This window comes from Pseudomonadota bacterium, from assembly GCA_016927275.1.
Lineage (GTDB): Bacteria > UBA10199 > UBA10199 > 2-02-FULL-44-16 > JAAZCA01 > JAFGMW01.
On sequence record JAFGMW010000021.1, the window covers coordinates 1 to 11,318 of the forward strand.

General features: G+C 65.7%; 10 protein-coding genes. All 10 read right to left on the bottom strand.

Annotated elements, in window-relative coordinates; all coding sequences use genetic code 11:
* Positions 1-125 precede the first annotated feature (125 nt).
* Positions 126-2,207: a sodium-translocating pyrophosphatase gene (locus JXA24_01130; GenBank protein ID MBN1282360.1), complete on the bottom strand. Its 2,082-nt coding sequence runs from the start codon at positions 2,205-2,207 to the stop codon at positions 126-128.
* Positions 2,208-2,259: 52 nt separating this feature from the next.
* Entirely contained in the window at positions 2,260-2,667 is a 408-nt protein-coding gene (locus JXA24_01135) for a hypothetical protein (GenBank protein ID MBN1282361.1), read from the bottom strand.
* A gap of 64 nt (positions 2,668-2,731) precedes the next feature.
* Positions 2,732-4,474, bottom strand: a complete 1,743-nt coding sequence (locus tag JXA24_01140) for a hypothetical protein (protein MBN1282362.1) — start codon at positions 4,472-4,474, stop codon at positions 2,732-2,734.
* A 115-nt stretch (positions 4,475-4,589) separates the two neighbouring features.
* Positions 4,590-5,183, bottom strand: a complete 594-nt coding sequence (locus tag JXA24_01145) for a hypothetical protein (GenBank protein ID MBN1282363.1) — start codon at positions 5,181-5,183, stop codon at positions 4,590-4,592.
* A gap of 4 nt (positions 5,184-5,187) precedes the next feature.
* Positions 5,188-6,498 carry a V-type ATP synthase subunit B gene (locus JXA24_01150; GenBank protein MBN1282364.1) on the bottom strand — a complete coding sequence of 437 codons (1,311 nt, stop codon included), beginning with the start codon at positions 6,496-6,498 and terminating at the stop codon, positions 5,188-5,190.
* Positions 6,495-8,261 carry a V-type ATP synthase subunit A gene (locus tag JXA24_01155; protein ID MBN1282365.1) on the bottom strand — a complete coding sequence of 589 codons (1,767 nt, stop codon included), beginning with the start codon at positions 8,259-8,261 and terminating at the stop codon, positions 6,495-6,497. Before JXA24_01155 ends, JXA24_01150 begins: the two co-directional genes overlap by 4 nt.
* 40 nt (positions 8,262-8,301) lie before the next feature.
* Positions 8,302-8,994 carry a hypothetical protein gene (locus JXA24_01160; protein MBN1282366.1) on the bottom strand — a complete coding sequence of 231 codons (693 nt, stop codon included), beginning with the start codon at positions 8,992-8,994 and terminating at the stop codon, positions 8,302-8,304.
* Positions 8,994-9,626, bottom strand: a complete 633-nt coding sequence (locus tag JXA24_01165; GenBank protein MBN1282367.1) for a hypothetical protein — start codon at positions 9,624-9,626, stop codon at positions 8,994-8,996. The genes JXA24_01160 and JXA24_01165 overlap by 1 nt, the downstream gene beginning before the upstream one ends.
* Positions 9,607-9,930, bottom strand: coding sequence for a hypothetical protein (locus JXA24_01170; GenBank protein MBN1282368.1), 324 nt, complete (start codon positions 9,928-9,930; stop codon positions 9,607-9,609). Before JXA24_01170 ends, JXA24_01165 begins: the two co-directional genes overlap by 20 nt.
* The coding region (atpD, locus tag JXA24_01175; protein MBN1282369.1) for a F0F1 ATP synthase subunit beta at positions 9,927-11,318 on the bottom strand (1,392 nt) is incomplete at its 5' end. The genes atpD and JXA24_01170, both read right to left, overlap by 4 nt.

Sequence of the window (11,318 nt, forward strand, 5' to 3'; positions counted from 1 at the left end):
ATGATCAAATGGTTTTGTTTGGAATTTGGTGCCTGGTAATTGGTGCTTATTTGGTTATTGGTGCTTGGGATTTGGAATTTTATTTATTGTCCTCCGATCCGCCGCCACCCAATGCACAATGTCTGTCAGAGCCTCGCAAACACCGGAGCGAGCAGGAGCGACAGCACGCTCATGAGCTTTATGAGTATGTTGAGCGCGGGGCCGGCGGTGTCCTTGAACGGGTCGCCGACCGTGTCTCCGATGACCGCGGCGGCGTGGCGCGCGCTCCCCTTGCCGGTCCCGGCGATCGCGTCTCGCGGCTCGTCCTCGATCTGCTTCTTGGCGTTGTCCCAGGCGCCGCCCGAGTTGGCCATGAAGATCGCGAGCATGACGCCCGATGCTATCACTCCGGCGAGCATGCCTCCGAGAGCGGAGACGTCGCCCCAGATCAGCTTCGAGAGTATGCCCACTGCGGCCGGCGCGAGCACCGCGAGCAGCCCCGGCTTTATCATGTGCTTGATGGCGGCGGTCGCCGATATGTCCACGCACCTGGCGTAGTCGGCCTTCGCAGTGCCTGCCATGAGGCCCGCTATCTCCTTGAATTGCCTGCGCACCTCGTTGATCAGATCATGAGCCGTGAGGCCGACCGCCCGCATCGCGAACGAGCAGAATAGGAAGGGCAGCATGCCTCCGATGAGCATGCCCGCCATGGTGTTGGGCGCGGTGACGTCGATGCTGGTCAGCCCGTTGGCCTCCTTGAAGGCCACGAAGAGGGCGAGCGCGGTGAGCGCCGCGGAGCCGATGGCGAACCCCTTGCCTATCGCGGCGGTGGTGTTGCCCACCGAGTCGAGAGAGTCGGTGCGCCTTCTCACCTCGTCGCCGAGGTGGCTCATCTGCGTGATGCCGCCCGCGTTGTCGGCGATCGGGCCGTAGGCGTCGACCGCGAGCTGTATGCCGATCGTCGAGAGCATGCCCATAGCTGCCATCGCTATGCCGTAGAGGCCGGCCAGCATGTAGCTCACGATCGTCGCCGCGGCGATCGCGATGATGGGATAGGCGGTCGAGTTCATGCCAACGAATATCCCTGTGATGATCGTGGTCGCGGGCCCGGTCTTCGTGGACTCGACTATCTGGTTAACCGGCTTCTTGTGCTTCTCGCAGAAATGGACGGTGATGAGCCCCACTATCACGCCCGCCGCGAGGCCGGAAACTATGGCGCCCCAGAGCCTGATGGGCGTGACTATGGAGCCGCCTATGGCCAGGCCGTACGGCACCACCCACTTGGTCACGAAGAAGGCGCCGATCAGCAGCACCGCCGCGGATACGAACGTGCCCATGTTGAGGCCCTTCTGCGGGTTGCCGCCCTCCTTCACCCTCACGAAGAAGGTGCCTGCCACCGAGGCGAGGATCCCCATGGCCGCGATGGCCAGAGGCAGCGACACAGCGGAGAGCCCCGAGGCGACCCCGAGGACCATGGCGGAGATGAGCGCCCCTATGTACGACTCGAAGAGATCGGCGCCCATGCCGCAGACGTCGCCCACGTTGTCTCCCACGTTGTCCGCTATCGTCGCCGGGTTGCGCGGGTCGTCCTCGGGGATGCCCTGCTCCACCTTTCCCACGAGGTCTGCGCCCACGTCGGCCGCCTTGGTGTAGATGCCGCCGCCCACGCGGGCGAAGAGCGCGATCGAGGATGCGCCGAACGAGAAGCCCACGAGGATCGGAAGCACCGTGTCGCGCAGAGCGATCTCGTCGACCCCGAAGAAGTGGGTGAAGACGACCATGAGGATGGTGAGCCCCAGGATCCCCACGCCCACGACAGACATGCCCATGACCGATCCGCCGCGGAACGCGACGCCCAAAGCCTCGTTGAGGCTCCTGATCGCCGAGTTTGCGGTCCTGACGTTTGCCTTGGTGGCTATGTTCATGCCGAGATATCCGGTGAGGCCGGAGCAGGCCGCCCCGAAGAGGAACGCCAGCGCCAGCAGCCTGTGCGCGCCTGTGTTGATGAGCGCGAAGGCGGCTGCGACTATGGCCGCAAATATGGCGATCGCCTTGTACTCGCGCGAAATGAACGCCATCGCGCCCTCGCGGATAGCGGCCGCCACCTCACGCATCCTCTCGTTGCCCGGATCTCTGCGCGAGACCCTCGCTGAAACGATGGCGGCGTAAACCAGGGCCACTATCGCGCTCGCCACGGCGAACCACACTACCGGATCGTTGTATGTCATATGCTCCTCGCATGCACCGCCATCACGGCGGCCGCGTTAAGTTGTCTTTCGGTCAGAAGAGAAACACCCCCACGAACGCCAGCACCGCGTATGTCTCCGGCATCGCCGCGGACACGATCCCGTTCGCCAGCACGTTTCTGTCGTCCGCGATCGAGCGTATCCCGGCCGCGCAGACCTTGCCCTGCCATATTGCGCTGAGGAGGCAGGCGATCCCCACCATGAGAACCACGGCGCCGACAGACGGGTCCAGAGCGAGGGCATCCTTCTTGAGGATGCCGGCCAGGAGCGAATATATCCCCTGCGTGCTGGGCAGCACGGCGAGCGGCATCACGCTGAAGAATCGCTGCTTGCCGGCGCCGAGCGCGGCCGAAAAAGCGATGGAAAGGCCCCAGGCGGAGCCGGAAAGCCCGAGCCCGATGCCCACGTAGAACGAGAGCTTGTATAATAGCGCTGCGTCCATTTGTCGGTCTCCTTTTGAAAAGGGTTTGGTAAATAAATCCTCGGCAAGGTTTTGTAAACTGTAATCAGGGCCCTGTCTCCCCCGCAAGGGGGCGGTACGGCTCGCCCGTGAGCGTCACGAACTTGGGCAGCGCCTCCACCGCGTGGAGCCTCGCCGGGTGGACCAGCGAGCTGATGAGGCCCATGGCCATGTTGAACATGTGCCCCGCGACCAGCACGAGGACCGCAAGCGCGACGCCGAGCCCAGGCACCGCGGCCCTCACCTGGCCGGCCATCATGTTGACCACCGAGGCGATCGCGCCGGTGGCGATGCCGAGTCCGAAGAGGCGCGAGTACGACATCACGTCGCCGAGGAGACCTATGTGGTTGTAGAGGCCCCAGAGCCCGGCCCCGATCCTCCTGAAGAGGTTTTTCGAGTCGGACGAGAAGAGGAGCACCGCAGCCACGCCCGCCCCGAACACCCAGGACCAGACCGTGTATTTGAGCACCATCAGTATGCCGCCTATGAGAATGGCCAGCGACCCGAGCTTGAGGACCCTCTCGCCGAAGGTGTGAGCTGCCGCTGCGGCCAGCAGGAACGCGATAGAGAGGTGGACCACCGCGAGCCCGATCGAGATGCGGAAGAGGATCATGGGGTCGCCGCGGCCCGGGGACACGTCGATGAGGACCGTCGACTCGCCGCCGGGCCATGCGCCGAAGACAGACCCGGTGAGCCCTCCCCACACGGCGGTGGCGACGCCGAAGAGCATGGTCATGTTGGCGACCGGCCCGACCTGCGCGAACCTGCCCCCCAGCGCCCTCTTCATTATATATGCCGCGACGATCATGGCCGCGCCGTAGCCCAGATCGCCCAGGCAGATGCCGAAGAAGAGCATCATGAACGGGGCGAAGTAGATCGCAGGGTCCATGCCGCGATAGCCGGGTATCCCGAAGAGGTGGAGCAGGGGCTCGAAGTTGCGCGCGAGCCATCCGTTTTTTGTGAGCACCGGCGGCTCCTCGTCCGCGAGAGGGTCCCTCGCGTGCATGACCACCGGCGCACGGAAAGCGGAGGCGGCCCTCCCTATATCCGGAATGGATCCGGCAGGGACCCACCCCTCGAACGCCATGACGGTCTCGTCCCGAAACGCCCGCGCCAGCGCGACCTGGAACGCGTGCTCGCGGACGGACCCCGTATGCTGCCTCTCGAGCTCGGCCATGCGGGAGGCCGCCCCGCCCAGGCGCCCCAGGAGCTCGTCCCTCCTTTTGGAGAGGGAGGCCTGCGCCTCGCGGAGGCGGGCGAGCGAATCCTTCGGCAGCTCCACCGGGTCTGCGCCCGGGATCTCGATCCCGGAGCCCATGGACACCGTGGCGAAGACCGTCTGCCTGCCGGCCGAGACCTGCCTCACAACCGAGCCCCCCGGGATGGCCAGGGCGGCAAGCTCGCCCTCGCGCACAGACCAGAGCTGGACCGATATCCCCTCCGCGGCGAGCCGCCGCACGTCGGCCGGGTCGAAATCGCCCAGCCTCTCCGCGTGAGATATCTCCCTGCCGGCCGAGGCAATCTTCTCCTCAATCGATTTGAGCTCGGAGAGCCAGCCCTCTATCTCATCGAACTGAGGCACGCCACCGTGTGCCGGCGCGCCGGCCCTCGGGATCTCGCGAGACTTCAGGTCGTGGAGCACCTGGCCCTGCATGTTGAGCCTGTGCGTGAGCATCTCGGCGGCGGGGGCCTCGGCCGGGACCGTGATGTGCTCCGGGTGGAGCACTCCCATCCCCTGAACCATGCGCATGAGCGCCTCGCCCTCGGCAGCGAGGGTCACGAACGTCATCTTTTTCATCCTGACTATCGACATTGTCGTGACTAGTGACTGGTGACTGGTGACTGGCGGGATAGAACAGAAGACCTGTCATTTACCGCTAGTCACCAGTAACCATTCACGGCCTCTAGGCGCTTTCAAACGCCTCCTGCTTGCCGAGCAGGGTCGCCTGCGCGATCTTCGCCACCATCACCGAGGCACGCTCGTTGTCCTCGAGCCTGCCGCGTATGTACCTTATGCTCTCCTGGCACTGCGGGATCATCCTCTTCTCGAAGAGATTTATCCTCTGCGTCGTGATGGCGAGCTCGTCGGAGAGCCTTGCGAACGACTCCTCCATGATCTTGAGCTCCTCCTCGGCCCGAAGGAGGCTGGAGCGCAGCGCCACGAAGTGATCGAACGACGGGGGGGTCATGAGCATGCTGTAGGGCAAAACGGAGAACCTCACCTCCCTGAGCGACTTGAGCATCACCCCCGCCACGTTCATGTCCGAGGTCTCGACCGCTGCCACCGACACCAGCCTCTCGACCTCCGGGTGCGGGCATGCCCTCATGCCCTCGGCGAGCGCGTCCCGGTTCGACCTCATCCCGAGGATCCTCTCCTCCCAGGAGAGCATCTCCATCGTGAGCTGCTTTCTGCGCAGATCCAGCGTGGGCACCGCCTTCGCGAGCCTGGCCACGCGCATCTTGTTCGTCCTGAGCGCGCCCTTGGAGACCTGGGGCATCCGGCTAACCCTTTCCCTTCCAGTGTTTCTCGAGCATCTCCTTCTTGATCCTCAGCACCCTCTTCGGGAGCAGAGACGCGAGCTCCCAGCCGAGGTCCAGAGTGCGGTCGAGGGGGAGGTCCTGCCCCGCCGGCAGGAACCTGCGCTCGTACTCGTCGGCGAATTTGAGATACGCGAGGTCCACCTCGTCCGTGATCGTGAACCCCATCTCCCGCTGCTCGCGCAGCGCGAGGGCGTTCGCGTATGCGGAGACGCACGCGTCCATGATCGGGCCGTGGTCGGCGCGGGTCTCCTTGCCCACGACCAGCCCCTTGAGCCTGGAGAGGCACTTCATGATGTCGAAGCGGCCCCGCTCCACCGGCAGCTGGCCCTCGGTGATGTATCCGGTGAGGTTGGCCACGATGTGCGAGAGGTCGTTGTCCGGCACCGAGTTCACGCCGATGATCGTCACCGAGCCACGCTCCCCGCCGAAGTTGACCGCCCTCTCGTAGATGCGGGCGAGCCTCGAGTAGAGGTCGCCGGGATAGCCGTCGCGGCTGGGGATCTTGCCCTGTGCGTTGGAGACCTCCATCAGCGAGTCCGCGTAGCGGAGCATGTCGGTCATGACCACGAGCACGTGCTGGCCGGCCAGCGCGAGCTGCTCCGCGAACGAGCAGCATATGTGCGGGACGTTTAGCCTCTCGATCGGAGACTCGTTGCCCAGGTTCACAACCATCACCGTTCGCTCAGCCGCGTCCTCGAGCACCTCGCGGAAGAATATGTACTCGTCGTTGAGCAGCCCCAGCCCGCCGAAGACGACGCTGAACTGCCCCTGGCCCGCGACCCTTGCCTGCCTGATGATGCGCGCCACGATCCCGTTTATGTCCTCGCCCGGCAGCTTGTAGATCGGGATCTTTTGCCCGCGCACGATCGTGTTGGCCCCGTCGATCGCCGGTATCCCTGTCTCGATGTAGCCCTGCCCCATGGCGCGCCGGGCCGGGTTCACCACGGCCCCCTCGACCGGCACGCTCGCCCCCTCGATCTCCGGCCTGCCGTCCCTGGGCCTGCCTATGCCGTTGAACACGCGGCCCATGATGCCGGCGGCGTCGAACGCCACCTCGAAGGGGTGGCCGGTGAAGCGGGTCCTCTGCGTGGTGCGCACCCCCATGCTCCCCTCGAGCGACTGCATGAAGACCGTGTCGCCCTGGATCTTCACCACCTTGGCCCTGCCGAACCCCTCCAGCAGCGCCTCCTCGCCCATCGAGACCCCGGTCACGCCCCTGACCTGGAGGATCGGCCCGTCTATGTTCACGATGTCGCAATAGACTATCTTCACCTGCCGGCCTCCTGCGCCCTGTTGAGCACCGCCTCATAGGCGCTCTCGAACTCGGCGCTGTAGTTCGCCTGGGTTATGTCGAAGAGCAGATCCTCCTGGAGCCTGCGCATGGACGTCTTGTCCCTCTGAGGGAACACGTCGATGAGCCGCACGAGGAACCTCATCATCGCGTAGTGCCGCGTAAATCCGGTCGCCCGGTCATGCTCGTCGAACGTGTTCTGGTTGAGATAGCCCTTCTGCACGATGTCGCCGAGCAAAAGCCTCCTGTACTCCGCGTCCGCGATGCCCCTCTCGCCCAGTATCTCCATCTGCGACCTTATCCTCTCGCCCTGGACCACCGCGTCCCTCAGGGTTTGAACGTACTCTAGCCACAGCGGCAGCTCACTGCCCTCGAAGAAGCGCGTGAGCGCCTCGGTGTAGGTGTCGAGGTACTTGGAGTGGCACTCGAGCGGGTCGAACGCCGGGAAGAGGCGCGCCGCCGCCCTCTTCCTCGAGAGGATGAGGGAGACCTTCGCGGTCTGGATCGCCGCCTGAGTGGGCGGGTCGCCGGCGATGTCGCCTCCGTCCGGCGACAGGGCCGCAACCGTGGTCATGCTGCCCATCCTCCTGTCCTTCTCGCCCCCGAGGCATATGACCTTGCCCGCCCTCTCGAACCAGCGCGTGAGGTACGCGCTCATGTAGGCTGGGAACGCCTGCGGCCCCGGTATCTCGCCGAGCCTCCCGCTCATCTCGCGCATCCCCTGCGCCTGCCTCGAGAGGCTGTCGGTGAGGAGCAGCACGTCGTAGCCCATGTCGCGGAAGTATTCGCCCACGGTGGCCCCCACCATGATGGAGCCCTCGCGCGCCGCGACCGGCATGGCGCTTGTGTTCACGAACAGCACCGTGCGCTCCATGAGGGGCCTGCCGGTGTCCGGGTCCACGAGTTTGGGGAACTCGGTCATGAGCTCCACCATCTCGCCCGCGCGCTCGCCGCACCCCACGTAGACGACGATCTTGACCCTGCTGTGGCGCGCCAGGTCGTGCTGGCACATGGTCTTGCCGGTGCCGAAGTCTCCGGGCGTGCACGCGGTGCCTCCGAGCATCACAGGGTTGAACCCGTCTATGATCCTGATGCCGGTGTTGAGAATGCTCGAGAGCGCCTGCCTCGCGGCGACCGGCCTCGGGATCCTTATGGGCCAGCGCTGCATCATCTTCATCGCGCGCTCCCCTCCGTCGGCGTCCACCACCGTCGCTATCGTGTCCTCCACCGTGAACTCGCCGCTCTTTATGCCCCTGACCCTCCCGGAGGGGGCAAGCGGCGGAACCATGACCCTGTGCTCGACCAGCGGCGTCTCCGCGACGACCCCTATCACCGCGCCCGCCGAGACCTCGTCGCCGTCGCGCGCGGTCGCCTCGAAGCTCCATCTCTTCGACCTGTCGAGCGGGGATATGATCTTCCCGCGCGCGATGAAGTCGCCGTAGCCGGCCAGCACGTTGCCCAGCCCGTCGAGCGTGCTGCCTATGAGGCCGGGCCCGAGCTCGATCTCGAGGAGGTTCCCGGTGAGGGTGACGTCGTGGCCGACCATGAGGCCGGTCGTGTCCTCGTAAGACTGCAGGTCGGCGTGCGATCCCCTCACGCGTATCACCTCGCCGCGCAGGTTCATGGGGCCTATGAAGGCCTCCTCGTTCATCATGCAGGGGACGCCCTTGCCGCCCATGCCCTTGAGGTCCACGACGACGAGGTTGTCGTCCACCATCACCACCTTTACGCTTCTCTCCTTCAAACCCCACCTCCGATTCAGGTGTGCGCTTCGGCCCGAAACCCTATGCGAGATACTGGCAATGTTTGAGGACCGTGAAACGGACCACGTACGAGAGGAGCTCGTCCAGATCGAAGGAGTAGGGGGCCGACATCTCGCCGGCGCGCGCGAGCCTCGCCGACGCCACGAACCTGTCGAGAGCCTTCCACGATCCGTCCCCGCGCTCTTGTATGTCGATCATCTCGTCGATCACCCTCCGGTAGTCGCATGGGTCGCCGCACGACCCCGCGATGTCGCAGCCGCGAGCCGCCTCCTTCCGCGCAGAGGACCTGTGCGCGGCGACCGCGGACCTGAGCCCAGCGTCGAAGCAGGCCCAGCGCATGAGGAAGCCGGAGCCCGACTCCTCCGCCAGCGAGAACATGTTGGCGAAGTGCGCCCGCCACACCCGGTCGAACCGGTAATCGCCACCGTCGGCGGACCGGGCGTCGGCGAGCGCCCCCTCGAGCCAGGCCGGCAGCCCCTGCCCGGCCCTGATCTCCTCCTCGGTGTGGAGCGCGGTCTCGCCTGGATCGACCCCGATCGCCATCCTCTCCATCGCCCTTATGTCGAACTCGACGAGCAGGGCGCGGGAGAGTAGGGGTGCGTCGCCGGACTCCGCGGAGCACATCGCTGCCAGCTCCCGCGCGGGCATCCCCACCCTGCCCCCGGGGCCGGAGGGGAGGGACGGCAGGGCCGCGAAGAGGTATTCGAACGCCATCAGATCGCCCCCTTCGCCTGTTCGTCGAGTATCCTTCGGAAGCGCTCCGAGACGAAGGGTCTCAGCACCTCCATCATGGAGTCGGCGTCCACTATGAGCTCCCCTCCGCCGCCCTCCCTGAATATCCTGAAGCCCTGCATCCCCTTCTCCGCATGGAGGGCTGCGTGAACGTTTAGGTCGGAGCGCATCATCGCCAGCCACTCCTTCATGAACTGCTCCTTCATGTCCTCCGGCACCACGATGTGGAGCTGGTCGCTCTCGCGAAGGGCCCGGTCCTTGACGAAGTCGGATATGATCCTGAATATCAGCTTCTTGACGAAGTCGGGGTCCTCGATCGCCTCCTTCACCCTGCGGCGGAGCGGCCCAAGGGATGCCAGCTCCTCGAGCTCGCCCTTGGCCTTGAGCACCAGGTCGCGAAGGGCAAGCTGCATCTGCTGGTCGAGGTTCTTCATCACCGCGGCCGATTTGCGGTGGGCCTCCTCCACGATGGCGTCCGCCTGCGCGCGCGCCTGGCCCAGCACCTTTCCCGCCTCGGCCTTCGCCTCCGAGACGATCTTCTCCGCCTCGCCGCGGCCGCGGCCGACGCCCTCGTTCTTCACCGCCTCGATAAGCCTAGAGAGTTCGTCCCTCAAATTTACCCCCTTTTTGTCCCTCTTTCCGCCCCTCGCCCGTTTCGACCTCCACGGCGCTGGCTGCGCAGACCGTGACCATGTCGTGGATGACCTCTGCCAGGCCGGGCCCCGTCCTGAACTCGCGGACCTCGCGCTTCCCCCTGGCGCCGGCAAGCGAGCACCTGACCATGCCCTCCTCCAGCAGCGCCAGCAGGGTGTCGTGCCCCTGCAGCGCGGTGAGCGGCCCGTCGACCGACGGCAGGGTCACCGAATCGACCAGGGCCTCCGCTACCGCCTCGCTGGGCGAGAGGACGAAGAGCTTCATGGGCGATGCACCATCCTCTCCGCCTTGGCCCTGACCTCGTCTATCGCGCCCACGTTGAAGAACGCCTGCTCCGGCATGTCGTCGTGCATCCCCTCCACTATCTCGCGGACCCCGCGTATCGTCTCCGCTAGCTTCACGTATTTGCCGACCAGGCCCGTGAACTGGCTCGCCACGTGCAGCGGCTGCGAGAAGAAGCGCTGCAGCTTCCTGGCCCTGGCCACCGCGAGCTTGTCCTCCTCGGAGAGCTCGTCCATCCCGAGTATGGCTATGACGTCGCGGAGGTCCTTGTACCTCTGCAGGAGGCTCTGCGCCCGGCGCGCCACCGAGTAGTGCTCCTCGCCGATGACCTCAGGTGAGAGGATCCTGGACGTCGAGTCGAGCGGGTCGACAGCGGGGTATATGCCCAGCTCGGCGATCCCCCTGGAGAGGACGGTGGTGGCGTCCAGGTGCGAGAAGGCGGCCGCGGGCGCCGGGTCGGTGAGGTCGTCGGCCGGCACGTAGATCGCCTGGACCGAGGTGATCGACCCGGATCTGGTCGTGGTTATTCGCTCCTGCAGCTCTCCCATCTCGGTGGAGAGCGTGGGCTGGTACCCGACGGCCGAGGGCATCCTGCCGAGCAGCGCCGAGACCTCGGAGCCCGCCTGCGTGAACCGGAATATGTTGTCTATGAAGAGGAGGACGTCCTGCCTCATCTCGTCGCGGAAATGCTCGGCAACGGTGAGCGCCGAGAGGGCGACCCTGGCCCTCGCGCCGGGAGGCTCGTTCATCTGGCCGTACACGAGCGCGGTCCTGTCGATTACGCCCGACGACTTCATCTCGAGCCAGAGGTCGTTGCCCTCGCGCGTGCGCTCGCCCACCCCCGCGAAGACCGACGTCCCGCCGTGCTCGAGCGCCACGTTGTGTATCAGCTCCATCACGATCACGGTCTTGCCCACGCCCGCGCCGCCGAAGAGCCCGATCTTGCCTCCCCTCGGGTACGGCGCGAGCAGGTCTATGACCTTGATGCCGGTCTCGAACATCTCGACGTCGGTCGCCTGCTCCCTGAACGGCGGCGGGTCGCGGTGTATGGGCATGCGCCTGGCCGAGCCGAGCGCCGGCCCCCCGTCCGACGGCCTGCCCACGACGTCGAGCACGCGGCCGAGCACCTCCTTGCCCACCGGCATCATTATGGGGCTGCCGGTGTCGACGACGGCCGCACCCCTGACCAGGCCCTCGGTGCAGTCCATCGCGATGCAGCGGACGGTGTTCTCCCCTATGTGCTGGGCCACCTCCAGGACGAGGTTGCCCTCCCCGGGGCCGACGGCGGGGTTGGTCACGCCGAGGGCCGTGTAGATCTCGGGCAGCTTTCCCTCGTCGAACATCACGTCCACGACCGGGCCGAGTATCTG

Excerpts from the sequence above, each read along its gene's own strand:
- JXA24_01170 (MBN1282368.1), bottom strand. The coding sequence starts at position 9,930 with ATGAAGCTCTTCGTCCTCTCGCCCAGCGAGGCGGTAGCGGAGGCCCTG.
- JXA24_01130 (MBN1282360.1), bottom strand. The coding sequence starts at position 2,207 with ATGACATACAACGATCCGGTAGTGTGGTTCGCCGTGGCGAGCGCGATA.
- JXA24_01145 (MBN1282363.1), bottom strand. The coding sequence starts at position 5,183 with ATGCCCCAGGTCTCCAAGGGCGCGCTCAGGACGAACAAGATGCGCGTG.
- JXA24_01160 (MBN1282366.1), bottom strand. The coding sequence starts at position 8,994 with ATGGCGTTCGAATACCTCTTCGCGGCCCTGCCGTCCCTCCCCTCCGGC.
- JXA24_01135 (MBN1282361.1), bottom strand. The coding sequence starts at position 2,667 with ATGGACGCAGCGCTATTATACAAGCTCTCGTTCTACGTGGGCATCGGG.
- JXA24_01140 (MBN1282362.1), bottom strand. The coding sequence starts at position 4,474 with ATGACGTTCGTGACCCTCGCTGCCGAGGGCGAGGCGCTCATGCGCATG.